Raw genomic sequence first — 25835 nt, 5'->3', positions numbered from 1 at the left:
TTCTGGGTTTTAAGCCTGTACGCCAAACGGCAGGGTGAAGCGGACATCGCCTTCGACCATGTCGCGCATATCGGTCAGTCCATTGCGGAATTGCAGGGTGCGCTCAAGGCCCATCCCGAACGCAAATCCCGTATATTCTTCCGGATCAACACCTACCGCACGCAGCACGTTGGGGTTGACCATTCCGCACCCGCCCCATTCAATCCAGCCGGCGCCGCCCTTTTTATTGGGGAACCAGACATCTACCTCGGCAGAAGGCTCCGTAAATGGGAAGTAATTAACGCGCATGCGCGTAGTGGTCTCGGGGCCGAAGAGCACCTTGGCTAGGTGCTCGAGCGTTCCGCGCAGGTGAGCCATGGTAAGCCCCTTATCCACGGCAAGGCCCTCCACCTGGTGGAAGACTGGGGTGTGAGTAGCATCCAGCTCGTCCGTGCGGAAAACGCGCCCCGGGCAGGCGATGTACAGGGGCACGTCGCGCTCGAGCATCGTGCGCACCTGCACCGGCGAGGTATGCGTGCGCAATACCTGTTTGGAGCCTTCCTTGCCCACATGGAACGTATCCTGCAGGGTGCGCGCGGGGTGATCGGGCTTGAAATTCAGGGCGTCGAAGTTAAAGTACTCTGCTTCAATCTCTGGGCCATCAGCGATCTCCCACCCCATACCAACGAAGATATCGGCAATACGCTCCGATAATGAGGTAATCGGGTGCAGCGCACCCGTCTGCGAACGGGTCGTGGGAATGGTCACGTCAACAGTTTCGGCCTTCAGCTGGGCCTCGCGAGCCTGCTGCTCCAATTCCTCCTTGACCTGCGCAAAACGCTTCTCCATCTTGCCTCGGGCCATGTTTACGGCCTTGCCGGCGGCTTTACGTTGATCCTTGGGGATTTGTCCAAGAGACTGGCGGGCTTGCGGGATATATCCGTTATCACCCAGGTGCTCGCGGCGGGCAGCGGTGAGATCCTCTAGCGTCTCTGCTGCTTCGAAGGCTGCGATAGCCTTATCGGCCGCGGCCCCCAGGGCCTGTTCGGTCAATTCGATCTGCGGTGTATCGGACACGTACTTCGTACCTTCTTCTCGCGCGAAAACTAACGCGTGCAATCTTACTCTGTCATTAGGACACGGACAGCCCCAGGGACCCCCTTTTCATTCGCTACCGCGGAGCTACGCGATTGCGGCCTAGTTCTGGTCCTGCGCCTTGGCGGATTCGTACAAGCAGATGCTGGCCGCGGTGGCAAGGTTGAGTGACTCCGCGCGCCCCCGCAGTGGGATGCGTACCCGCATATCGGCCTCTTCAAGCAGCTCGCCCAGCCCGTGGGCCTCATTGCCGAAGAGCCAGGCGGTGGGTTGGGAGAGGTCGGCATCGGCAAGCTCTACTTCCCCATCCGCGGCTGTGGCGACGATTTGCATGCCAGACTTGCGCAGCTGCCCCAATACGTCCTTGATATTTGGATCGCGCGCGACGGGGACGTGGAATAAGGAGCCGGCTGAAGCGCGGGCAACCTTGCTGCCTAGGGGATCCACGGTCTCGCCCGCGAAAATCACGCCATCGGCGCCCATCGCATCCGAAGTCCGAATCAACGTCCCCGCGTTTCCGGGCTCAGAGGTAAGAACCGGTACCGAAATCAACTTCGGCTTCCCGTTGAGGATCTTTCCCGCAGACCACAAGACGGAGGAACTGCACAGAGCGAAAATTCCCGTCGTCGTCGCGGTATCGGCCAGGTGCTTGGCGGCCTTGTCCGTAATGGGGTGGACGTAGACATTCATATACCCACAGGCCGTAACGATGTCCGCAAAGCGCTCGGCAGCCTTCTCCGTCACGAATACGTCCGTCGCCGCACCCGTAGACACCGCAGCATCCACCGCATTTTCGCCCTCGATAATGAACTGCTTGGCCTTCTTACGATTAGCAGCCCGGTGCAATTTCGCCGCGTTGACGATGCGCGGAGTGCGTTCAGTAAAGGCGGAGTCAAAGTCTAAATTCATAGGCCCTACCCTACCTTGAGCGCTGAACTGCTCGTTTCACGCCTCAGACATGACAAAGCCCTGCCAGAAATCCGGCAGGGCCATGGCAAAAAATTACTTCTTTAACGGGACTCCGCGTGCGTCCTTGTCGTAATCGCCCACGCCAAGGAGAATCATGAAGAACTCAATGAACACCCAGATTCCTAAAACGGTCCAGAAAAGGAAGCCCAATAGGAACCAGAAGGTAAACCAGCCAAGAATATTCAGCGACAACTGCACGACCCCATAAGTTGTGCGGCCAGTGTAGAAGTTATGCGCGCCGACACTGCCCAAGAAGAAGCACAGAAGCAACGCAGCTACCCAGGACTTTTGGTTACCTGCCGCCGCATATTGTTGCTGAGGATAGCCCTGCTGCGGATAGCCCTGCTGCGGATAGCCACCAGAGTGGAATTCCTGGGAGTAATACGGCCGATCCTGGCCAGGAAATTGACTCGAATAAGGGTTGCCTTCTGGTTGCTCGCGGTTATATGGGCTCGTCATGGCGCGGAGTTCTCCTTGCAAATGCTGGGTTTATAGCCCCATTAATTTAGCACACACATCGGACAGGTTATTAGCAGGCTTGAGGCAGTGAGATAGCACAGAACCCACCCCTCACCGTGTCGAGCGGTGTGGAGTGGGCAATCAGCTATGTAGCTGGAGAGGCTTACGCAGCCTTCGGTGCGTTGACGTCCTCAGGCAGGGCGGCCTTAGCGGTCTCGCACAGTGCGGAGAAAGCCTCGAAGTCGTTGACGGCAAGCTCGGCGAGGATCTTGCGGTCTACCTCGATCTCAGCCAAGCGCAGGCCGTGGATGAGGCGGTTGTAAGTGATGTCGTTCATGCGGGCAGCAGCGTTGATGCGCTGGATCCACAGCTTGCGGAACTCGGACTTACGCGCGCGACGATCGCGGTAAGCGTAAGTCATAGAGTGCAGCCACTGCTCCTTAGCCTTACGGTACAGGCGGGAACGCTGACCACGGTAGCCCTTGGCGGACTTCAGGATCGCGCGACGCTTCTTCTTTGCGTTAACTGAGCGCTTTACTCGTGCCACAGTAATACTTCCTTAAATTCTGGTTGAGATGGTGGATGTGGGTTGATTGGGCGCTATTAAGCGCGACCGAGCAGGCGCTTGACGCGCTTGGTGTCTGCCTGGGAGACGGACTCGGTGCCCTTGAGGCGACGGGTACGCTTGGAAGGCTTGCCCTCCAGCAAGTGGCGACGGTTTGCCTGCTCGCGGCGCAGCTTGCCGGAACCGGTCACCTTGATGCGCTTTGCGGTGCCCTTGTGGGTCTTCTGCTTCATGAGTATTAAGTCCTTAAATCCTACGTGGAATACGGTTTACTTTTTGCCCTTACGAACCGGACCCAAAACCATGGTCATATTGCGACCATCCTGCTTGGGGCGGGACTCAACTACGCCAACCTCGGCGACGTCATCGGCCAACCGCTCCAAAAGCCGGAAACCCAGCTCCGGTCGCGATTGCTCACGGCCGCGGAACATGATGGTCACCTTGACCTTGGATCCCTTTTCCAGGAAGCGAACTACGTTACTCTTCTTGGTCTCATAATCGTGATCGTCGATCTTCGGACGGAACTTCTGTTCCTTCACCACGGTCTGCTGCTGGTTCTTACGAGATTCGCGAGCCTTCTGGGCTTGCTCATACTTGAACTTGCCGTAGTCCATGATTTTGGCAACTGGGGGCTTAGCCTTAGGAGCTACCTCGACCAAATCCAGGTCAGCTTCATAGGCAAGCTTGCGGGCATCATCGGTACGGACGATACCCACCTGTTCACCACCGGGGCCGACAAGACGGACCTCGGGTACTCGGATACGCTCATTAATGCGAGCTTCAGCGCTGATTGTGGTTCTCCTCGATTAGGGGGTTATGGGTAATGAGTTCACCTACCGTGGCCCACAAACGAATTTAACCCGGTCTGCCATAGACAGCCGGGAGATCTCACAGAGCCAGACACGAATGCCTGGTTACCTTTACCGTTATCCAACGAACCTGAAGTTCGCGGCATCGGGTGGGAGAATCTCCGCTTGTGACCCAGGTTCCTAGAAAAGGTACCTTGGGCGGTAGTGGATACGACACTAGCAGCCGCTACCGCCTAAGGCAAACCGCAGGAAACTAGGCCTCCTTGCAGGTGGAATCGGGCTCTAATTTTTCATCCGCGATAGCTTTGTCGATGGCCTTGAGGACGTCATCGGCAAGATCATCAATCGCGGCGGAACCATTCTCATAGTCCTCGCCCTCAACGATCACGCTTAGGGCTACCCCTACCCTTTTGCCGTCCTTTTCATGCACGCCGAATTGCCGGAAGGTGTAGTCATCGCTATTTTCATCCAGCCCCCAGCCGCTTTTGGCCCGGGTGCTTGTGTGTTTGGAGAGGCCAACGTTTTGCCATTCCACGATGTCATTTAATACTTCATGGACGTATTCGGCTTCCTTAATGCAGGGCAATTGCGCACCGAAATTTGCCTGCTCCTGCAATGGCCAGGTGGCATACCCGAAAGAACCTTCCTCGATGGAGGCTTTCGAGCCGTGCTCGCGCAAGAGCTTTTCCACCGCCTCTGAGGCCTCGCCTTCCTCCCACTGCACCTGCGACCACAATGCGTAGGCGGCGTCGTTGTCGGATTCCTTGATGGCCAAATCCACCAAGGATGGATCGGCACCGTCCTGCAGCGCCGTAATGGCGATGGGCACTTTGATGGTGGACCATGCTGGGCCTTCGCCCTTGTCTCCCGCGGAGATTTTTTGGTTACCGGCGGCGATGGCCACGCCAACCTTGGCATCGTAGTCCTTGGACACTGCCTCAACTGCGCGGTCTAGATCTTTGGCGATTGCGGCATCGGCATTATCGCTAGCGCTTGCCGATGCCCCTTCCCCCGCCGTATCCGGCGCCTGCTCAGGCGACGAGCACGCCGACACGGCAGCAAGCGATACCGTGGCCAGTATCGCTCCTAATCTCTGCCGCAGGTTCATTCCTCACAGACTAGTCCATGATTTAAAAAGAGGACAATTTTTCACAGAAACTATCGCCCTTATTTTTAAGGCAGCATTTCCTTGAGGTAGCCGCCGGTATAGGAACCTTCCACTTGTGCAACCTTTTCCGGAGTACCCTGCGCGACCACGGTGCCGCCGCCGGCACCGCCTTCGGGCCCCATATCCACAATCCAGTCCGCTGCCTTGATGACATCGAGGTTGTGCTCAATGATGAGCACGGAATTGCCCTTATCTACCAAGCCTTGGATAACCAGCATCAACCGGCGAATATCTTCAAAGTGCAGACCAGTCGTCGGCTCATCCAAGATATAGATGGTGCGGCCATTGGTGCGCTTTTGCAGCTCCGAGGCAAGCTTCACGCGCTGGGCCTCGCCGCCGGACAACGTGGTGGCGGCTTGGCCGAGGCGGACGTAGCCTAGGCCAACATCGACAAGCGTGGCCAAGTAACGGTGGATGGAGGTGATGGGCTCAAAGAAGTCCGCGGCCTCAGAAATCGGCATGTCCAGCACTTCCGCGATGTTTTTGCCCTTGTAGTGGACCTCCAGGGTCTCGCGGTTATAGCGCGCGCCCTCGCAGACCTCACACGGGACATAAACATCCGGCAAGAAATTCATCTCAATCTTGATGGTGCCATCGCCCTGGCAGGCCTCGCAGCGCCCGCCTTTGACGTTGAAGGAAAAACGGCCGGCCTTGTAGCCGCGCACCTTTGCTTCTTGGGTCTCCGCAAAAAGGTTGCGAATCTTATCAAAGACGCCGGTATAGGTAGCCGGGTTGGACCGCGGGGTGCGGCCAATCGGGCTCTGATCCACCTGCACCAATTTATCCAGGTGCTCAATGCCCTCCACGCGCTTGGCGCGCCCAGGAACCTGCCGGGCGCGGTTCAAGTTATTGGCCAAGGTCTTGGCCAGGATTTCATTGACCACGGTGGACTTGCCGGAGCCGGATACACCGGTAATGCACACCAGCACGCCGAGCGGAATCTCAACGTTGATTCCCTTGAGGTTATTTTCCCGGGCACCAACCACCTTCAGGGTGCGGTCCTTATCGATCTCGCGGCGGTGATCCGGAACGGCCAGGACCTTGGAACCGGATAGGTACTGCCCCGTTAAGGACTCCTTTACCTGCTCCACGCCGGCGGGCTCGCCTTGGTAGACCACTTCACCGCCGTATTCGCCGGCGCGCGGGCCGACATCCACGAGCCAATCGGACGAGCGAATGGTGTCCTCATCGTGTTCGACCACGATGAGCGTATTGCCGATATCGCGCAGGCGCTGCAAGGTCGAAATCAGGCGGTGATTATCGCGCTGGTGCAAACCGATGGACGGCTCATCCAAGACGTACAGTACCCCGGCGAGCCCAGATCCAATCTGCGTGGCCAGGCGGATGCGCTGGGCCTCGCCGCCAGACAGGGTCGAGGCGCCGCGATCCAGGGTGAGGTAGTTAAGGCCCACATCCAATAAGAAGCGCAGGCGGGCTTGGGTCTCCTTCAACACCGCCCCGGCGATGATTTCCTCGCGGTGTCCTAAGACCAGCGAATCCAAGAATTCCGAGGCATCTTCGATGGACAGGGCGCTCAGCCCCGCGATGGACTGTTCGCCATGCGTGGTCGACGCCAGGCGCACGGCGAGGATTTCCGGCTTCAGGCGCGTTCCCTTACACGTGCTACACGGCACCCGGCGGGTGTATTGCAGCAGCCGATCCTTTTGGGACTGCGAATCCGTCGTATCCAATTTGCGGTGCAAGAATCCGACGGCACCCTCAAAGGGCGCGGTCCAATTGCGCTGGCGGCCATAGCGGTTCTTATAGCGCACCCGCACCTCGGTTTCGGTGCCGTAAATCAACGCATCGCGCTGCTCCTTGGTCAGCTCGCTGACGGGGGTCTGCGGGTCAAAGCCCAGGGCCTTGCCCAAACCTTCCACGAGTTTGACGAAGTACCGGGAGTTCGGGCTGGAATGCCACGGCTGCACGGCATCGACGGCCGGGGCGTCCGGATCCGGGATGAGCAGATCTACGTCCACTTCGAGCTTCGTGCCCAAGCCATCGCAGACCGGGCAGGAACCAAAGGGCGCGTTAAAGGAAAACGCGCGCGGTTCGTATTCCTCGATGGTAAGGGTATGGCCATTGGGGCAGGCCGCCTTCTCGGAATAGGTATGCGTGAGTTCTTCTTTATCAACGAACTCGATGGTGACGAGGCCATCGGCAAGCCGCAAAGCCGTCTCCACGGAATCGGTCAGGCGCTGCTTCTGCGATGCCTTAACCTGCAGCCGGTCCACCACCACCTCGATGGTGTGCTTAACCTGCTTCTTCAACTTCGGCGGATCGCTTAATTGATGGGTCTCACCATCCACGCGCACGCGGGAGTAACCCTGCGCTGAAAGATCTTGGAAGAGGTCAACAAATTCACCTTTGCGCTTGCGCGCTACCGGGGCAAGCACCTGGAATTTCAGCTTTTCTTCCTGCTCCAGTACGGCATCAACGATCTGCTGCGGCGTCTGGCGCTCGATGACGGCATCGCACTTGGGGCAGTGCGGGGTGCCGGCGCGCGAGAAGAGCAAGCGGAGGTAATCGTAAATCTCCGTAATCGTGCCCACGGTCGAGCGCGGGTTGTGGTTGGTGGATTTCTGATCGATGGACACCGCCGGCGAAAGGCCGCCGATGTATTCCACGTTGGGTTTATCCATTTGGCCCAAAAACATCCGGGCATAGGAGCTCAACGATTCCACGTAGCGGCGTTGGCCCTCCGCGAAGATGGTATCGAAGGCCAGCGAGGACTTACCAGAGCCCGAAAGCCCAGTAAAAACCACCATTTTATCGCGCGGGATATCGATATCCACGCCCTTGAGATTGTGTTCCCGTGCGCCTCGCACAATCAATCGTTCTGCCACTGCGCTCCAGCCTCCACATCATAGATTTTAATCTCCCCTTGAATGTACCCGTAGGCTGGGACGTATGACTAACGAGCTACATCTTCACCAGATCTCCGTTTCGGAGATGGACAATAACTGCTACCTGCTCACTGCCGGCGACCAAGGCTTGCTTGTCGATGCCGCCGATGATGCCCCCGCCATCCTCGACATGGCCCGCGAGGCAGGCGTTGACATCACCGCCGTTCTCACCACGCACCGCCACTGGGATCACGTGCGTGCGCTCGGCGAGGTTTTGCAGGCCACCAACGCAAAGCACTACGCCTCCTTCATTGATTCGCCGGCCATTCCAGAAGACGTAGACGTTGAGCTGCGCGAGGGCGATTCCATCGAGTTTGCCGGCATGAAATTGCCCATCATCATCCTGCGCGGCCATACCCCCGGCGGCGTGGCGCTCGTGGCCACCGTTGACGGCGTCACCAACCTGTTTGTGGGAGACTCCGTTTTCCCCGGTGGATTGGGTCGAACGACCTCTGAGGGCGACTTTGTGCGGCTATATAAGGACGTCACCAAGCGCGTCTTCGAGGAGTTCCCAGATAACGCCATCATTCGCCCGGGGCATGGCAAGCCCACCACCTTGGGGGAAGAACGCCCCAAGTTGGGTGATTGGTGGGAGCGCCGGTGGTGATCTAGGCGGCTATTTCAGCGTATAATGGTCAATCACACGATTGGTCTAGAACAACGAGCTAAGGAGCTTAAAGGACTATGATTCGCAAGTTTGCCCGCCCCATGCTGGCATCGGTATTTGTATGGGAAGGTGTAGACGACCTGCGCAATGCCTCGGAGCACACCAAGGAAACCGAAGGCTTCCTCAAGACCCTGCGCAAGTTCGTCCCCTCCGGTTACAAGAACCTCATTCCCAATGATCCGGAGCTAGCTACCCGCGCCCTTGGCGGCGCAAAGATCGGTGCAGGTACCACCTTGGCTCTGGGCAAGGCACCGCGCACCTCCGCAGCCGTGCTGGCTGCCGCTACCGTGCCCAACTTGGTGGGCAAGAATAACTTCTGGGCCGCAGATAATAAGAAGGACAAGGAAGACCGTCGCAACGGCTTCATTACCAATACCGCCCTGCTCGGCGCGCTGTTTATCACCACCCAGGACACCGAGGGCAAGCCGTCCCTGCGCTGGCGCGCACAGAAGGCCGGTGAGCGCACCAATAAGAAGATTCAGCAGGCGCTGCCCACCAAGTCTGAGTCCCAGGAAAAGCGCGAGGAGCTTTCCGCTCGCGCCAGCGAGCTGTCCAATAAGGCCGGCGACTGGTTCAATGAGACCTCCCAGAAGGCTCAGGCCTATGTGGATGACAATAAGGATGATTGGCAGTCCACCGGTCGCGGCCTCCTGGATACCGCCAAGTCCTATGTCGATGACGCCAAGGACTACGTCGATGACAACAAGGATGACTGGCAGGATTCCGGCCGCGACTTCTTGGACAACGCAAAGTCCTTCATCGAGGACTCCGTCGATAGCGCGAAGTCCTACGTTGATGACAACAAGAAGGACTGGCTGAAGTCCGCTGAGTCCAACGCCAAGACCGCCCGCAAGGGTGCCGTCAAGGCCGCGAACAAGGCACAAAAGCGCGCCGATGACGCCGCATCGAAGCTCGACAAGGCAGATTCCAAGCGCGCTGCTAAGAAGGCTTCCAAGCAGGCAGACAAGCTGCAAAAGAAGGCTAATAAGAAGATCGACGCCGCTATCAAGAAGATTGAAAAGCGCGCTAAGTAATTCGCCTTAACCCTCGCACACGGCCCAGCCCTACGCTGGGCCGTTGTTCTTTGTCACGGCAAGGTCTAAACTCGAACCTCCCCTACGCGGCACGCGGATGCGCGCCCACCCATATTTTCGTGTTTCATTCTGAGGAGTCTTGTGAACTCTGCACCGAAGAATTCTCCAGCCACTCATTCTCCCGCTGATGCAACTTCATCTAGCCGCGCGGAAAACGCTGGAATTTCTGCCATCGAAGCCGAGCAGAACTATGTCGATGGCCTTTTTGACCGCCTCGATGACGAGGTAGCCGCGGCAAACGCGCGCCTAAATGAGGTCCAGGCCGAGGTCGATCCAGCGACCCCCGATGCCGATGCCTTAGTGCGCCGCGAAACGGAATACCACGGCCTCCAGGCCAAGTTGGATCGCCTGAACGTGGCGCAAATGGGGCTCGTTTTTGGCCGCATCGATATCGATGCCCCCGGCGATAACCCGACGGAAGAAGGACTCGATCGCCGCTATATCGGCCGCATGGGTTTGGATGCGCGCGAAGAAAACTACCGCACCCTGCTGCTGGATTGGCGCGCGCCCATGGCTCGCCCCTTTTACCTCGCCACTACCGCACAACCTGAAGGCGTACACACTCGCCGCCAGATCCGCATGACCGGGCGCACGGTCACTGATGTCAATGACGAGGCCTTAGATGGCCCAGGTGTGCGCGAGGAAGAAGCAGGCGTGGCGAGCGAGTCCGCCCTGTACTTTGCCATGCAACGCGCCCGCACGGGGCACATGACGTCCATCGTGGAAACCATCCAGCGCGAGCAGGACGAAATCATCCGGGATAATACCCGCGGCGTCATGGTCGTAGAAGGCGGCCCCGGCACCGGTAAAACTGCCGTCGCGCTACACCGCGTTGCCTACCTGCTCTACACCCACCGCGAGCAGCTATCTTCCACCGGTGTACTCATCGTTGGACCCAATACCAACTTTTTGGACTATATTTCCCGCGTGCTGCCCGAGCTCGGCGAGACCGGCGTCGTGCTCTCAACCATCGGTGGGCTATTCCCCGGCATCACTCCCACCCATACCGAGGGGCTTGTGGGCCGCGAAATTAAGGGCAGCGCGGCCATGGCGGAAATCCTGAGCGCCGCCGTCAAGGATTATCAGCAGGTGCCAAGTGAGCCCCGGGACATCACCGTAGATGGCCTGACCCTGACCATCACGCCGTCCATGGTGAAGAGGGCGCGCACCCGCGCTCGCCGCTCACGCAAGCCGCATAATCAGGCGCGCGAGGCGTTCATCGAGCACTTCGTGGAGGATCTCGCCCAAGAGATGGCCACCAAGGTGGGCACAGATCCCCTGGGCGGGGAAAACCTCCTAAGCCGCGCGGATGTGGACCAATTCCACGACGATCTTGCCGTTGATGAGTCCGTGGTGGGATGCATCGATGATTTTTGGCCCGAGCTTGATCCCTCTGAGGTACTCGCCGCGTTATTGTCTTCCCGCGAACGCATTGCCTCGGCTGCCCGTGGCTACGATGAGGAGACCCAGTCTGCCTTGTACCGCGCAGATGGATACGCTTGGACCGATTCCGATGCTGCCCTTTTGGATGAGTTGGCCGTCCTCATCGGGCTGCCCAATCCTGAGGAGAAGAAGGCGGCCAAGGACGCCGAGTGGCGCGAGCAGATCGCGGATGCAGAAGATGCGCTGGATATTCTTTCCTCCTCCGAATCCACCGATAACGATGATGACATGTTCGAGGCGGAGATTCTTTCGGCGCACGACGTGATCGACGCGGAGACCCTGGCGCAGCGTCAAGAGGTACGGGATACGCGCACCACCGCGCAGCGTGCCCGGGAGGATCACACGTGGGCCTTTGGCCACATCATCGTGGACGAAGCGCAGGAACTAACCCCGATGGAATGGCGGATGCTCTTCCGCCGCTGCCCGTCGCGGTGGATGACGCTGGTGGGCGATACCTCGCAGACGGGCTCCCCTGCCGGCGTGGATGACTGGGGCGAGGCCCTAGAGCCGTTCATCGCCCAGCGCTTCCGCCACCACCTCCTTACCGTCAACTACCGCACACCTGAGCCCATTACCGAGCTTGCTAATGGCCTGTTGGCCTCCATCGATCCGGACGCCACCCCGGCCATTGCCATTCGCGATGGCGAGCCGGTGCGCCGGCTTGCCGATGCCGGCTTCACCCCCGGCGTGACCACCGAGGACGATGGCCGCCTGACCGCGGTCATTGACGCCACGAATGCCGAAGCAGTCAAGGGCCTCGAGTTCGACCACGTGATCGTGCTTAACCCGCGCGAGATTGTCGATGTCTCCCCGCAGGGGCTGCAGAACCTGTACGTCTGCATCACCCGGGCCACGCAAACGCTAACCCTAGTGGGAGATACGTCCGGCGTGCTTTAGCCCGCTGGGATCACAAAACCCACCGCGCGAATCCAGAGGTGGACTCGCTGCGGTGGGTAAGGCGAAAGCCGGTCAGGCGAAGGCCTAGATTAATTAACGGTGTGAACAATCATGACGTCACAATCGGACTGACGCGCCACATCCGCTGGCACAGAGCCGAGTAGACGACCGGTCAGGGAATTAATGCCGCGGTTACCAACGATGAGCAGGTCTGCATCATTGTCATTGACAATGGACATCAGGGCTTGCACCGGCGTGCCAGGGCGGACGGCGGTTTCTACCTTGGAAACCCCGTGCTTTTCCGCTTCTTCCTTGCCTGCATGCAGGTTGGCTTCGGCTTTCTCATCACCAAGAATAGTGACGGAATCCTGACGCAAGGTCTTCGAAGCCTGCTCTTGATTCTCGTAGTAAGCACAACCGATGATCAGCGTGGCATCGAATGCAGCGGCAATCTTGGCTGCTCGCTCCACGGCGAGGAGGGAGGACTTGGAACCGTCAGTACCGACAACAATCGTGCTGTAGTCGCTCATGATGACCTTTCTTTGTGGGTGTGTACCCTAACTATTCTAGTGTGCCAACTTGGCGTTACTGCAAGTCTAACAATGAAAAGTGATTAACGTTTTTCACTCGTGTTAACCACCACGACATCCACCTTGGATTTATGGGTAAGTTCCGTTGGCACCGAGCCAAAAACGCGCCCGCGCACGGAATTAACACCGCGGTTGCCCACGACTAGGAGCTCAACGTCGTATTTCTCCGTGACCTCGATTAAGGCGTTGACGGGGTCACCGGGGGTGGTGACCACCTCAATGTTTTCCGCACCTTCGGACTCGGCAATCCGCTGCGCGTTCGTGAGGTAGGTATCGGCCATTTCTTCGCTGACCACCGGTAGCCTGGAGCCCTCACCGCTGGGGGCGCCGAGCATGGAGCCAGAATGGTTATAGGCTGCGGAGACGATGATCAGCTTGGCATCGTATGCCCGCGCCATGGATGCCGCCGAGCGCACGGCGCGCAGGGAAGTTTCGGAGCCATCGGTACCGACGGCGATGGTGTGATACGTAAGCATGATTCTCCTTGCTGGTGAATTACTAGGTCGGCACATTGAACCGGCTTTTAGTCGCCCCCAGTATAGTCAGGACGCCGAACCAATAAGCCTATGGTTGCAGTAGTGCGCACTTTTAGGGGGAGCCTGTTATTGAGACACTGCGAGCGGCGTTAAATTCCGGCTTCCTTTAGGCCGCGCAGCTCCTTCTTCAAATCAGCAATCTCATCGCGCAGCCGGCCGGCTAGCTCGAATTTCAACTCGCGTGCGGCAGCGCCCATCTGTGCCTGCAGGTCATTAATGAGAGCCTCAACCTCATCGGTGGCCATGCTGGACACGTCGCGCTTTTCCACCACCGCCGAAGGATCCGACTCGGCGGCCTCTTCCCCATTATTCTCATAGACTTGGTCCAAGATATCCGCGATCTTCTTGCGCAGCGGCTGCGGATCCACGCCGTGTTCCTTGTTATAGGCAATCTGCTTCTCGCGGCGGCGCTCCGTTTCATCGATGGCTTCTTGCATCGAGTCGGTGATTTTATCCGCGTACATGATGACCTCGCCCGATACGTTACGGGCAGCGCGGCCAATGGTCTGGATGAGCGATGTTGTCGAGCGCAAGAAGCCTTCCTTATCCGCATCGAGGATCGCCACGAGCGAGACCTCGGGCAAGTCCAAGCCCTCGCGCAAGAGGTTGATGCCCACGAGCACGTCGAATTCGCCCTGGCGCAATTGGCGCAGCAACTCCACGCGCTGCAGCGTATCGATATCCGAGTGCAGGTAGCGGACCTTAATCCCCTGCTCCAAGAGGTAATCCGTCAGGTCTTCTGCCATGCGCTTGGTCAAGGTGGTGACCAGAACGCGCTCCTTAGAGGCAATGCGGCCGCGGACCTCATCAATGAGGTCATCGATCTGGCCCTTGGTCGGTTTCACCGTGACCTTAGGATCGACCAGGCCAGTCGGGCGAATGACCTGCTCGACAAACTCGCCGCCAGAGGAGGTCATTTCGAAATCGCCAGGGGTAGCGGACATATAAACGGTTTGACCAACGCGCTCTTCAAATTCGTCAAAGGTCAGTGGCCGGTTATCCACCGCGGAGGGAAGGCGGAAGCCAAACTCCACCAGGTTTCGCTTGCGCGACATATCGCCTTCGTACATGCCGCCGATCTGTGGCACGGTCACGTGGGACTCATCGATGATGGTAAGAAAGTCCTCCGGGAAATAATCCAAGAGCGTAGCTGGCGCGGACCCAGCCGGGCGGCCATCCACGTGACGGGAGTAGTTCTCAATGCCGGAACAGAATCCCACCTGCTCGATCATCTCTAGGTCATATTCCGTGCGCATGCGCAGCCGTTGCGCTTCTAGGAGCTTGCCGCGGTTTTCTAGATCCTCAAGGCGCTCAGCCAACTCTTCCTTGATATCGGCCACGGCCTTTTCCATGCGCTCTGGGCCGGCCACGTAGTGCGTGGCGGGGAAAATGCGCACTTCATCGACCTGCTCGATAACATCACCTGTCACTGGGTGGATATAGTACAGCGAATCAATATCATCGCCGAAGAACTCGATGCGCACCGCGCGTTCCTCATATGCCGGAATGATATCGACCGTATCACCCTTGACGCGGAAGGTACCGCGGGTAAAGCCCACATCGTTGCGCTCATATTGGATATCTACTAACAGCCTTAAGAAACGGTCCCTATCGAGCTCCTCGTCGACGGCGATAATCACCGAGCGATCCAAATAGGATTGCGGGGTACCCAAGCCGTAGATACACGAGACCGAGGAGACCACCACAACATCGCGCCGCGAGAGCAGCCCAGAGGTGGCCGAGTGGCGCAGGCGCTCGACGTCCTCATTAATGGAGGAGTCTTTTTCGATATAGGTATCGGTCTGCGCGATATAGGCTTCTGGCTGATAGTAATCGTAATAGGAGACGAAGTATTCCACCGCGTTATTGGGCAATAATTGGCGCAGCTCATTGGCCAGCTGTGCGGCCAAGGTTTTATTGGGCGCCATGACGAGCGTGGGTCGCTGCTGCTTTTCAATCAGCCACGCGGCCGTCGCGGATTTACCAGTACCGGTTGCGCCCATGAGCACAACGTCGCGCTCGTCGCGGTTGAGGCGCTCATCAAGTTCCTTGATGGCCGCAGGCTGGTCACCTGCGGGTTCATAATCAGAAATGACCTGAAACTTGCCGGGGGTACGTTCTACCTCGCCGACGACGCGGTGTTCAGAATTTGGAATAAGGGGATGTTCAGCAGCAAAAGCCATGCCCGCTATTCTACTGCTTATACGCTGCTGATAGCCATTTCATGGGAGCGCGGCTTGGGCGGTGTGCAGCCACTGGTCCAGCTCCCCTGTCGGTTCCCAGAGCGCGTAGACCGACGAGGAATCAGAGCACATCGCTTGATTGATGCGCCGGCGCAGCCACGCCTTAGATTGCGGCGTGTACAGGGACGCTAGATCCGTCGGGGCTACGCCGTCTGGCAGGCCATCGGCAGGCAGCTTCGTCAGCGCCCCTAATGCGATGACCGCTTCGGCTTCATCGGAATCGAGCACTCCAGTGCCGCACGAGCGCTGAAAGTGCCGGAGATCAAAAGAACCATTCCGCAGGCTATCGAGTACGTCTCGCGCCGCGTGATTATCGAATGGTCCAGTGCCCCAAGTTCCCACGCTCAAATAGTGTAGGGACCAAAAGTAAACGTTAATAGGAAAAGACGTTAACGCTACTTACCAAAAAGGTTAAGGTTAAGAAGACGCCGCCTCAATCTCATCGCAGACCGCCGCTGCGCGCTCGGCCAGTTGTTCCTGCGTGCCGTTATTATCTATGACATGGCTTGCTGCCGCGAGCCGCTTGTCATCAGAAATCTGGGCGTTAATCCTTTTGCGCGCGTCTGCTTCATCGAGTCCGCGGAACTCCACGAGACGACGCACCCTCTCTTCTGGATCCACGTCAACGACGATGACAAAATCCATATCCCCGTCGAGCCCATTATCCACCAGCAGCGGCATATCATAAACCGTAAAATCAACGCCCTCTTCGCGCGCAGCAGCAAATTGTCGCTGGGTCTCTTTTTGGATACGCGGGTGTGTAATCGAATTCAGGAGCTCGGTGTGCTCCTTATCCACGAACGCACGGCGGGCTAGTTCCTTACGGTCGAGACTGCCATCTTCCTGCAGGATGTCCTGGCCAAATTTCTCTGCTAGCTCGGCTAACGCCGGTTGGCCAGGCTTGACGATGTCCCTCGCTATGCGATCTGCGTCCACCACCCGCCAGCCGCGCTGAGCGCACAGCTTCGCTACCGTAGATTTCCCGCTGCCGATTCCCCCGGTTAATCCGATTAGCTTCATAAGATACCAGGGTACGCGAAAAGGAGCCCGGCACGACTGCCTAGGCTCCTTGCTGCGGAATTTAAGAGTGCCTTTAGGACTCGAGTTCTTCTTCCAGCTTTGGATGAACCTGCAAGAGTTCATCGCTTGGGGTGACAGCGCCGGTAGCGCCGCTCACGGAACCAAATTTCTTGGCGTTGGTAACAACGACCGGGGTAATCAGGTTGTAGTCCTTGGACTTAATGAAGTCTGCGTCAAAGCTGATGAGCTTATCGCCAGCGGAAACGCGCTGCTTCTTTTCCACGTGGACATCAAATCCCTCGCCGCCCAGTTCCACGGTGTCTAGGCCAACATGGATGAGCAGCTGTACGCCGTTATCCAGGTTCAGACCGATCGCGTGGCCGGACTTTTGGACGGTGAGCACGGTACCATCGGCAGGCGCGTAGACGGTATTGCCGGTTGGCTTCACGGCAGCGCCCGGCCCAAGCTTGGCGCCAGCGAAGATGGGATCCGGTACCTCGGACAGGTCCACTGCCTCGCCCTCCAAAGGAGAGTCCAGCTTCATGATTGCCTGTTCTGCTTCCTTGGTGGCGATTCCGGTGGCAGCAGCAACCCCTGCAGCCTGTGCATTCTCGGAACCGTCCGACTCATCATCGGATCCTCCGATGATGCGGGACTCGGAGCGGCTAGCAACCTCTTCCACGGTCTCGTTATTTTCGCGGGCGATGCGCTCGAGGTCGGCCTGCTTTTCCTCTGCGGTGCGGTAACCAAACAGCAGCGTGAGGGAGAAGGAGGTGAAGAATGCCACGGCGATGCCGATGACGTAGCCCACGTGCGGGATCATGGCTGGGGTGGTCAAGATGGAGGTGAAGACGAAGGCGTTAGCGCGGACATCGAAAAGCCCCATCACTGCGCCACCGATGGCACAACCCGGCAGCAGGCGGTAGTAGGTGCGGCGGAAGCGGAGCAAGATGCCGTAGAGGGACGGCTCCGAAATACCGCCGAGCATGCCGGCTGCGAATGCACCGACGGAAACCTGGCGCATGGAGTTGTTCTTCTCCTTCATGGAGATGACCATTACGGCGCCGGTGACGCCGAAGCAGGCAAAGTTCCACGCACCCATCGGGCCTTGGATGAAGTCGTAGCCGTAGGTCGTGATGTTTTGAATCATGATCACGTTGAGCGGCCAGTGCAGGCCCATGGGCACCAGGAACGGGTACAACAGCGGAATGACAATGGCCAGGATGAACGGCGAGAAGTCATTGATCTGGAACAGTACCCAAGAGATGCCATTGCCCACGCCGATGCCGAATGGGCCGAGCAGGAAGGCCGTAGCCGGAATCATGATGAGCAGCGAGAAGAATGGCACGAAGACCATGTGTACGGCGCTCGGGATGATCTTCTTCAAGCCCTTTTCCACCCAGAACAGGCCGATGGCGGCCAAAATCGGCGGGAATACCTGGGAGCCGTAAGAGTTAATCACCAGCGGCAGGCCGAAGACGTTGACGGTATCGCCCTGTTCACCCAGGGACATGAATTCCGGCGTGAGCAAAGCGGCCGGAATGGCGGCCGAGACCCACATATTCGCGCCCAACTTCTGCGCGGCGGTGGCACCCACCATCACCGGCAGGAAGTAGAAGACCGACTGGAACATCGCGTGGGCCAAGCGGTAGCCCTCAGGCTGTTCTTCCAACGGCGCGCGAAAGTCTTGAATGCCAATGGTATCCGCCAGCACCAGCAGCGTGATGATGAGGGAGGCACCAAGCAGCGCCCACAGAATCGGGCGGAAGGTATCAGAGAGGAACTCGAAGCAGTAGTCGATCCAATCGTACTTACCGCGCACACCGTCGTAGTTCTTCTTAGATGAGGAGGCCTCCTCATCCGGCGGATTGACCCCAGGGTCCTTGATGATTTCGCCGTAGTAGCTGGCCACGCCGCCACCCATGACTACCTGGTAGCCATGGGTACCCTGCGTGACGGAACCGAGAACGGCCGTATCGCTTTCCAGCTTTTCCTGATCTACTTTCCCCACATCAGCGAGTTGAAAACGCAGGCGCGTCGCACAGTGCGTCAGCGACGTGATGTTATCGGCGCCGCCCAAGCTATCGATGATGTGTGTGGAAGTGTCCTTCACAGATGCCACTTCATACTCCTTGCATAAAGACAAAACAATAGTCAGTACTCAACTGGCTATTACGTCACACTTGGATTATAAGTGAGAGGCAACACAAACAAAAGCCCAATTTAGTGGTCTTAAGTGGGGATAGTTGTCTTTTTTGCAGGCGCCATTGCTTTGCCGCAGGTCAAGAACCCGCAAACGAAAAATACCGGGCAATCGTTTGCATATACTGTCATAAAAGTCACAAAGCCGCGTCCTGCCTCCCCGAAGGAGAAGGACGCGGCTAGTGCAGCTGCGTGGAGTTAGGGACTATCTCACCCTAAGCTCCAAAGGCGTCTTAGTTGCCGGCGAGCTTGTCGCGCAGTGCGGCGAGCTGCTCGTCAGAAGCCAAGGATCCGCCGGACTCTGCCTGAGTCTCCGATGCCGGAGCTGCATCGGTGGAGTCAGAAGAGTAGTTGGAGGATGCTTCAGCGGACTCTGCAGCCTCTGCGGCGGCAGCGCGGTTGCGCTCGATCTGAGCGGTGTGCAGGTTGAAGCGGCGCTCGGACTCTGCGTAGCGTGCCTCCCAAGCCTGACGCTGCTCGTCGAAGCCTTCCTTCCACTCGTTGGTGTCCGGGTCGAAGCCTTCTGGGAACACGTAGTTGCCCTGCTCGTCGTAGGAGTCAGCCATGCCGTACTTGGACGGATCGAACTCTTCGGAGTAGTCCTCGTCAGCCTGCTTGACGGACAAGGAGATACGACGACGCTCGAGGTCGATGTCGATGACCTTGACCATAACTTCCTGGCCAACGGTGACAACCTGGTCCGGAACCTCGACGTGGCGCTGAGCCAGCTCGGAGATGTGAACCAGGCCCTCGATGCCTTCCTCGACGCGAACGAACGCACCGAACGGAACGAGCTTGGTGACCTTGCCCGGAACGATCTGGCCCACAGCGTGGGTGCGGGCGAAGACGCGCCATGGGTCTTCCTGGGTTGCCTTCAGGGACAGGGAAACGCGCTCGCGGTCCAGATCAACGTCCAGAACCTCAACGGTTACCTCGTCACCAACGGTGACAACCTCAGATGGGTGGTCGATGTGCTTCCAGGAAAGCTCGGACACGTGAACCAGGCCGTCGACGCCGCCAAGATCGACGAAGGCGCCGAAGTTGACGATGGAAGAGACAACGCCCTTGCGGACCTGACCCTTCTGCAGCTGGTGCAGGAATTCGGAACGGACCTCGGACTGGGTCTGCTCCAGGTATGCACGGCGGGACAGGACAACGTTGTTGCGCTGCTTGTCCAGCTCGATGATCTTAGCTTCCAGCTCCTGGCCAATGTAGGGCTCCAGGTCGCGGACGCGACGCATCTCAACGAGGGAAGCAGGCAGGAAGCCGCGCAGGCCGATGTCCAGGATGAGGCCGCCCTTAACAACCTCGATGACGGTACCGGTAACCGGCTCTTCCTTGGCCTGCAGCTCCTCGATGGCGCCCCAAGCGCGCTCGTACTGTGCGCGCTTCTTGGACAGGATCAGGCGGCCTTCCTTGTCCTCCTTAGTCAGGACAAGCGCGTCAACCTCATCGCCGACCTCGACAACTTCGTCGGGATTGACGTCGTGCTTGATGGACAGCTCGCGGGAAGGGATAACACCTTCGGTCTTGTATCCGATGTCCAGCAGTACCTCGTCGTGGTCAACCTTGACGACGGTACCCCCGACAATGTCACCATCGTTGAAGTACTTGATGGTGGCGTCTACAGCTGCGAGGAAGTCCTCTGCGGTTCCGATATCGTTGATCGCAACCTGAGGGGTAGTAGAAGATGGCATATTGTAAAAATGCTCCGAATAAATGTAGGAAATCGTTCGTGGACAACTGCGTGTCTCTCGAATTAAAAGCCCATCTGCGCTGCACAAATACAGGAGATAGAGGCCACATTCGATCCCGCCGCGTGATTGCCCCAAGCTTTCCTACAATAGCCTGCAACAACCCGTGGCATAGACATGCTTGTAAAAGCCTACATCTGTCCAGCTTATACGGCAAATATTGGACGCCAACCAGAAAGGTAACCCACCCCAGTGACTTCGCCTTCTCACGCCAATCAATCCCACTGGGACGGTGATGCGGCCAACTACCATGCCGAGCACCCCGAGTACCTTTCCTCTTTTTATTGGTGCCCAGAGATGCTGCACGAGGCCGATGCGCAGCTGCTTGGCGATGTCTCCTCTGCCGCCGTCCTCGAAATCGGCTGCGGTTCTGCCGCCTGCACCCAGTGGCTCAGCACCCGCGCCCGCTTTGCCACCGGCTGCGATATTTCCCGCGGAATGCTCGCCCACGCAGATCCCGGGTTGGCGCTCATCCAAGCCGATGCGCTGGCACTGCCCTACGCCACCGACTCCTTTGACGTGGCATTCTCTGCATTCGGCGCATTCCCCTTCCTCGCCGATCTCGATGCCGCGCTCGCGGAAGTTGCCCGCGTTGTGCGCCCAAGTGGGCGCTTCGTATTCTCCGTGACCCACCCAATGCGCTGGATCTTCCCCGATGATCTCACCAGCCTCACCGCTGAGATAAGTTACTTCGACCGCGCCTATCTGGAACACGATTCCGCCGGGACGCTCACCTACGCCGAATTTCACCGCACCATCAGCGATTGGTTCCGCGCGCTCCAAGGTCGCGGACCATTCCTCATCGAGGACATCATTGAACCGGAATGGCCCGAAGGCTTAGACATCACGTGGGGCCAGTGGTCCCCGCAGCGCGGGGAAGTTTTCCCAGGCAGCATGATTTTCATCTGCCGCGCATACAGCTAACGTAGAGAACATGATTGCCGAAAGACTAGGAATTGCCCTGCGCCGCGCCGTGGCGTGGTGGATCGACGCCTTTCTCGTGGCCGCCATCGTCACCGTGGTGCGGTGGGTGATTAATGCTCTTGCCGGTACCCCCTTATCCGGCCGCCCCGAAGAGATCTACGAGGCGGTCGCTCTCGCCGTGGTCTTCTATATCTACCGCGTGTGGGTGGAAACGAAAAAGTCTACGTCCCTGGGCAAATGGTCGATGCAGCTCGAAATCATCCCGGCCCGCTCGCCGTTTGTCACCGCGTGCCTGCGCAATTCGTGGCTGCTGCTCACGCCCCTGACGCTTACCGGCTGGAACATCGACGGCATTATCCTTGCGATTTTAGGCCTTTCGGTTTTAGCCATCGGCCAAACACCCTTTGACCTCTTGGCCGGTTGCCTAGTGGAAAAGCGACCTCAGGAGGATTCCACCGCGATGCACGGCCAGAGGTAGTACACCACGGCAGCAATAGTAATGAGCGCAAATACCCACGAATACGGGAAGGCCACGGCAATGACAGTTACCGCGATCATTACACCGGCCGCCTGTATTCGGTAGCGCCACGGGTTCTCGCCTTCTCTGGCGGCGTTGCCAGCAGAAAGGAAAAACCCAAAAGTTATAACCGCATAGAAAATGAAGTAAGATTTATCGCTGCTTACTGCTTCTTTTAAACCGCTCTCAGCAATTTGTCCCGCCGGGTATGCGACCATGACTGCCCACGTAGTCTCAAAAAAGCGCAAGACGTAGGGATGGGACTTCCAGGTAATACGTTTTCCGAGAAACTCCATGGAACTACTTTAAAATCCTCATCTGCTTCACGCACTTCTCAGCCAGTCTTTCCACTGCCGTTCCACGCGGCGTGACGCGTAGGCGGGAATACCCCAGTCCTCAATCCCCTGCTTATTCCACATGCCGCGCACTTGGCCGTCAATAACGATGGCGCGGCGGAAAATGCCCTGGTTCCCGGGAACGAGCGCGTGGTGCATATCCGCTGACATGGCAAAAAGTCGATCTTGGTAGCCCAAAATGTATTCATCAAAGGCGCCCAATAGCAGCACCGATTTCTTCCTTCTCACCTCTGGCAGCTCCAGCACCTCTGTAGAGACCAGCTCCTCGCCTTCCCTACCTATCCGGATGAGGTCATCCGGCAAATTCTCCGCTGCGGGACGAATGAGCTTTTGGGGCAGCTTGGACCACCACGCAAAGTCTTGCAGCGTCGCCGGACCATGGGTGCGAAAATAGCGCGTCATCAATTCCGTCGTGGCGGCCACCGAGTCGCCGTTAAAGAGGGCCTCCAGGCCGTCTAACTCCACCGGAGTAATGAGCTGCTCTTCGCCTACATAACACGCATGCCCGCTTTCCATGGCGATGCGTACCACGTGCCAGAAAGGTAGCTCGGGCAAGGCCCGGGCGGCGCGTGCTTTCAATTCTGCGCGCGTTAATGGGGCATCGATAAGCTGAAGCACGGCTTCCCGTACCGCTGCATCGCCTTTTCGAGGCTTCGCGCATAGCTCGGTTATCCAGCCCATATCCTTGACGGAGGCGGCGAATAGCGTATTGCGCATCGCATAGCCGCGCACGATCTCGGACTTATCCGATTCATCCGTTGCGCGCAGCGCCAAGGACCGGCGCACCGAATGCAGGTCCTGGCCTTGCGTAACGCCAAAGGCGCGAACCGCCTCTGCAGCGGTGTGCCAGCGTTGGGCCGTGAGCCCCTGGGCGGCCAAGCGCATGCGGGCGCGTTCGCGCCGGTTAAGCGTCATCATCGAACTAGTGGGCCGCGGCGTCCCAATCCGTACCGGCACCTGCAGAGACTTCGAGTGGCACGTTCAGCTCGATGGCAGAATCCATCTCGCGCTCAAGAATCTCGCGGACTTGATCGGCCTCGCCGGGGGCGACTTCCACCACCAATTCATCGTGTACCTGGAGCAAAACACGAGATTTCATATCGCGCAACGCACGGTCCACGCGAATCATCGCGACCTTGATGATATCCGCGGCCGTTCCCTGGATCGGGGCGTTGAGCGCAGCGCGCTCCGCGTTTTCGCGGGCCAGCCGGTTATCGGAGTTGAGCTCTGGCAGGTAGCGGCGGCGGCCAAAGAGCGTGGCCGTATAACCATCCTTGCGGGCTTGCTCCACGACATCATCCAGGTACTTCTTCACGCCGCCAAAGCGCTCGAAGTAGCTTTCCATAATCGACTTGGCTTCACCGGCAGGGATTCCCAGCTGCTGCGAAAGTCCAAACGCGGACAGGCCATAGACAAGGCCATAGGACATGGCCTTTACTCGGCGGCGCAGCTCAGGAGTCACCTGATCCACGGGCACATCGAAGACCCTAGAACCAACGAAATTGTGCAGATCTTCGCCGGCCTTGTAGGCCTCAATCAGCCCGGGATCGGCAGACAGGTGCGCCATAACGCGCATTTCAATCTGCGAGTAGTCCGCGGTCATTAGCTGCTCAAATCCCTCGCCTACGATAAACGCCGAGCGAATCTGGCGACCGGCCTCAGTGCGCACCGGGATGTTTTGCAGATTGGGTTCCGTCGAAGACAAACGCCCCGTCGAGGTCACCGTCTGATTAAAGGTGGTGTGGATGCGGCCATCCGGTTGGACGGTCTTGATGAGGCCCTCCAACGTGGTCTTCATCTTTTGGTACTCGCGGTGAGCCAAAAGGTGATCCAAGAACGGGTGCGGGTGCTTGATAGCCAGCTGCTCGATTTCCTTCGCGGCCGTGGAATAGCCCGTTTTCGTCTTTTTCGTCTTGGGCATATCAAAGGTCTCAAAAAGCACCTTTTGCAGCTGCTTAGGAGAATTTAGGTTGAGCTTTTCATCGCCAGCAAGCTCGCGCGCGGAGCGTTCCTGTTCCGCGACCTGCTCCACAAAGGCATCCTTTTGGGTTTCCAAAATATCTACATCGACCGCGATACCCGTAGCCTCCATGCGCGCCAGGATGGTCACCAGCGGCAGTTCCAGGTCGGTGTACAACTCGAAAGAGTCGATGTCCTGCAGCTCCGCGGTGAGTTTTTCCGCCAGCTCCATGATTGCCGCCGCCTGATCCACCAGGGAGGAACTATCGAGCAACGACATCTGCTCCGTGGCGGCGCCGAGGGACTTTTGAAGGTGGCGCTGGTAGACATCGGAAAGCTCGTAGGTGCGCTGGCCTGGGCGCAGGATATACGCCGCCAAGGCCGTATCGTGCGCAAGCCCGTCGAGCTCAATGCCGCGCCCTGCCAGCATGTGGAACGCGGCCTTCGCGGCGTGGAAATACTTAGGGGCCGGCGATTCTAGCCACTGGACCAAGACCTTTTCCTCATCGGCGGAAAGCTCCCCGAGTTCTACCTGCAAGCCGTGGTGGTTGCGGTCCACAAAAGCGATGGCAGAGGCATCGCCTTGGCCCGGGGTACCCTCACCTTGCACATACACGGCTACGTGCTCGCGGTTAGGTAACCATTCGCTCAGGGAGGCGTCATCGATGGTGAGCTCGACATCTGGGGAATCCGCAACTTGCTCAGCGGCCTCAGCGCCATCGTTGGGAATGGCCGCTAAGACACGATCGCGCAGGTTGGTGCCAAACTCCAGTTCATCGAACTTCGCGGCAACATCGGCAACCTTGACTTCCCTGAATGCCAGATCATCCGGGCCGACGTCTAAGTCCATATCTGTAATCATCTGGGTGAGCTTCCGGTTCATCTGCACCTGCTCGATGCGTTCGCGGAAGTTATTTCCCACCACGCCATTGATTTCTTCGGCGTGCTCTACCAGCGAAGCCAAGTCTCCATACTTGACTATCCACTTGGTGGCGGTCTTTTCTCCCACCTTGGGAATGCCGGGGAGGTTATCGGAAGGATCGCCGCGCAAGGCAGCAAAGTCGGGATACTGCGCGGGGGTCAGCCCGTATTTATCCTCGACGGCTTCTGGGGTAAACCGGTGCAGCGTGGATACGCCTTTCATGGGATAGAGCACCGTGGTCGAATCCGTAACCAGCTGCAGGTAATCGCGATCACCGGTAACGATCAGCGTCTCGTAGTCCTGCGCCTGGGTTGCTAGGGTGGCCAAAATATCGTCGGCCTCGTAATTTTCGCGCGAGAGCGTCGTAATACCCAAGGTCTCCAAGGTATCGCGAATGATGTCTACTTGGCCCTTAAATTCTTCCGGCGCGGCCTCGCGCTGCGCCTTATAATCCGGGAACATCTCCGTGCGGAAAGTCTTCCGGCCAACGTCAAAGGCAACCGCGATAGCATCCGGCCTTTCCTCAGAGACGATATTGGACAGCATGGATAAAAAGCCATACACGGCGTTGGTGTGCTGGCCGCCGGAGGTAGAAAAGTTTTCCACCGGCAGGGCATAAAAGGCACGAAATGCCATGGAATGGCCGTCAATGAGCAAAAGGCGGGTCTTATTGGAAGTCACCTGCCCCATACTAGGCAACACCGTGGACACGGCGATACCCCACCCAGCTTCACCGTCTTGAGCTGGCTTTTTTACTGGAC

General features: G+C 58.2%; 23 protein-coding genes. 5 read left to right on the top strand and 18 right to left on the bottom strand.

What is annotated here, in order from left to right; all coding sequences use genetic code 11:
- Positions 1-9: 9 nt before the first annotated feature.
- From pheS to uvrA, 8 genes are all read right to left on the bottom strand, one after another.
- A complete protein-coding gene (pheS, locus tag EL217_RS05495) occupies positions 10-1056 on the bottom strand; it encodes a phenylalanine--tRNA ligase subunit alpha (RefSeq protein ID WP_126318945.1) in 1047 nt (348 codons plus the stop codon).
- A 120-nt stretch (positions 1057-1176) separates the two neighbouring features.
- Positions 1177-1983 carry a TrmH family RNA methyltransferase gene (locus EL217_RS05490; RefSeq protein WP_023017887.1) on the bottom strand — a complete coding sequence of 269 codons (807 nt, stop codon included), beginning with the start codon at positions 1981-1983 and terminating at the stop codon, positions 1177-1179.
- Between the two features lie 93 nt (positions 1984-2076).
- Positions 2077-2502 (bottom strand): TM2 domain-containing protein, encoded by a 426-nt coding sequence (locus EL217_RS05485; protein ID WP_005280328.1) that lies wholly within the window; start codon positions 2500-2502, stop codon positions 2077-2079.
- A 163-nt stretch (positions 2503-2665) separates the two neighbouring features.
- Positions 2666-3049: a 50S ribosomal protein L20 gene (rplT, locus tag EL217_RS05480; RefSeq protein ID WP_023017886.1), complete on the bottom strand. Its 384-nt coding sequence runs from the start codon at positions 3047-3049 to the stop codon at positions 2666-2668.
- 56 nt (positions 3050-3105) lie between these two features.
- Positions 3106-3300 (bottom strand): 50S ribosomal protein L35, encoded by a 195-nt coding sequence (gene rpmI / locus EL217_RS05475; protein ID WP_005280326.1) that lies wholly within the window; start codon positions 3298-3300, stop codon positions 3106-3108.
- Between the two features lie 36 nt (positions 3301-3336).
- On the bottom strand, positions 3337-3858 hold the full coding sequence (infC, locus tag EL217_RS05470; protein ID WP_081443661.1) for a translation initiation factor IF-3: 522 nt from the start codon (positions 3856-3858) through the stop codon (positions 3337-3339).
- 271 nt (positions 3859-4129) lie between these two features.
- On the bottom strand, positions 4130-4984 hold the full coding sequence (locus EL217_RS05465) for a hypothetical protein (RefSeq protein ID WP_126318943.1): 855 nt from the start codon (positions 4982-4984) through the stop codon (positions 4130-4132).
- 65 nt (positions 4985-5049) lie between these two features.
- Positions 5050-7890: an excinuclease ABC subunit UvrA gene (uvrA, locus tag EL217_RS05460; protein WP_005282689.1), complete on the bottom strand. Its 2841-nt coding sequence runs from the start codon at positions 7888-7890 to the stop codon at positions 5050-5052.
- A 64-nt stretch (positions 7891-7954) separates the two neighbouring features.
- Here uvrA and EL217_RS05455 point away from each other — a divergent pair, with 64 nt between their 5' ends.
- The 3 genes from EL217_RS05455 (at position 7955) to EL217_RS05445 (ending at position 12051) form a co-directional block, all read left to right on the top strand.
- Complete coding sequence (locus EL217_RS05455) at positions 7955-8557, top strand: MBL fold metallo-hydrolase (protein WP_023017883.1); 603 nt, start codon at positions 7955-7957, stop codon at positions 8555-8557.
- A 77-nt stretch (positions 8558-8634) separates the two neighbouring features.
- On the top strand, positions 8635-9651 hold the full coding sequence (locus EL217_RS05450) for a DoxX family protein (RefSeq protein WP_126318941.1): 1017 nt from the start codon (positions 8635-8637) through the stop codon (positions 9649-9651).
- A 141-nt stretch (positions 9652-9792) separates the two neighbouring features.
- Positions 9793-12051 (top strand): HelD family protein, encoded by a 2259-nt coding sequence (locus EL217_RS05445; RefSeq protein WP_126318939.1) that lies wholly within the window; start codon positions 9793-9795, stop codon positions 12049-12051.
- A gap of 89 nt (positions 12052-12140) precedes the next feature.
- Here EL217_RS05445 and EL217_RS05440 read toward each other — a convergent pair whose 3' ends face one another.
- From EL217_RS05440 to rpsA, 7 genes are all read right to left on the bottom strand, one after another.
- Positions 12141-12581, bottom strand: coding sequence for a universal stress protein (locus EL217_RS05440; protein WP_005280319.1), 441 nt, complete (start codon positions 12579-12581; stop codon positions 12141-12143).
- Positions 12582-12664: 83 nt separating this feature from the next.
- Complete coding sequence (locus EL217_RS05435; protein ID WP_005280318.1) at positions 12665-13117, bottom strand: universal stress protein; 453 nt, start codon at positions 13115-13117, stop codon at positions 12665-12667.
- A gap of 149 nt (positions 13118-13266) precedes the next feature.
- Positions 13267-15360: an excinuclease ABC subunit UvrB gene (uvrB, locus tag EL217_RS05430; RefSeq protein ID WP_126318937.1), complete on the bottom strand. Its 2094-nt coding sequence runs from the start codon at positions 15358-15360 to the stop codon at positions 13267-13269.
- A 39-nt stretch (positions 15361-15399) separates the two neighbouring features.
- A complete protein-coding gene (locus tag EL217_RS05425; protein WP_126318935.1) occupies positions 15400-15762 on the bottom strand; it encodes a DUF4259 domain-containing protein in 363 nt (120 codons plus the stop codon).
- A gap of 75 nt (positions 15763-15837) precedes the next feature.
- Positions 15838-16440, bottom strand: coding sequence for a dephospho-CoA kinase (coaE, locus tag EL217_RS05420; protein ID WP_005280314.1), 603 nt, complete (start codon positions 16438-16440; stop codon positions 15838-15840).
- A gap of 73 nt (positions 16441-16513) precedes the next feature.
- Positions 16514-18562: a glucose PTS transporter subunit IIA gene (locus EL217_RS05415; protein ID WP_023031132.1), complete on the bottom strand. Its 2049-nt coding sequence runs from the start codon at positions 18560-18562 to the stop codon at positions 16514-16516.
- Positions 18563-18875: 313 nt separating this feature from the next.
- The gene (rpsA, locus tag EL217_RS05410; RefSeq protein WP_005280312.1) at positions 18876-20339 is read right to left on the bottom strand and encodes a 30S ribosomal protein S1; all 1464 of its coding nucleotides are present in this window, start codon (positions 20337-20339) and stop codon (positions 18876-18878) included.
- A 249-nt stretch (positions 20340-20588) separates the two neighbouring features.
- Between rpsA and EL217_RS05405 the strand changes: the two genes are divergently transcribed.
- Positions 20589-21320: a class I SAM-dependent methyltransferase gene (locus EL217_RS05405; RefSeq protein WP_126318933.1), complete on the top strand. Its 732-nt coding sequence runs from the start codon at positions 20589-20591 to the stop codon at positions 21318-21320.
- A gap of 10 nt (positions 21321-21330) precedes the next feature.
- Positions 21331-21798, top strand: coding sequence for an RDD family protein (locus EL217_RS05400; protein ID WP_126318931.1), 468 nt, complete (start codon positions 21331-21333; stop codon positions 21796-21798).
- Here the strand turns inward: EL217_RS05400 and EL217_RS05395 are convergent.
- The 3 genes from EL217_RS05395 to polA are packed head-to-tail and all read right to left on the bottom strand — an operon-like array spanning position 21762 to position 25764.
- Positions 21762-22133, bottom strand: coding sequence for a hypothetical protein (locus EL217_RS05395; RefSeq protein WP_126318929.1), 372 nt, complete (start codon positions 22131-22133; stop codon positions 21762-21764). The two genes, EL217_RS05400 and EL217_RS05395, sit on opposite strands and share 37 nt — an antisense overlap.
- Before the next feature lie 27 nt (positions 22134-22160).
- Entirely contained in the window at positions 22161-23111 is a 951-nt protein-coding gene (locus EL217_RS05390) for a DNA glycosylase AlkZ-like family protein (protein WP_126318927.1), read from the bottom strand.
- Between the two features lie 4 nt (positions 23112-23115).
- Complete coding sequence (polA, locus tag EL217_RS05385) at positions 23116-25764, bottom strand: DNA polymerase I (RefSeq protein WP_005280307.1); 2649 nt, start codon at positions 25762-25764, stop codon at positions 23116-23118.
- Between the last annotated feature and the right edge of the window lie 71 nt (positions 25765-25835).

Origin of the sequence: Corynebacterium segmentosum, assembly GCF_900637825.1 — a bacterium.
GTDB lineage: Bacteria > Actinomycetota > Actinomycetes > Mycobacteriales > Mycobacteriaceae > Corynebacterium > Corynebacterium accolens.
The sequence above is the reverse complement of the archived record's forward strand: the minus strand, read 5'-3'. Positions and strand labels throughout refer to the sequence as shown.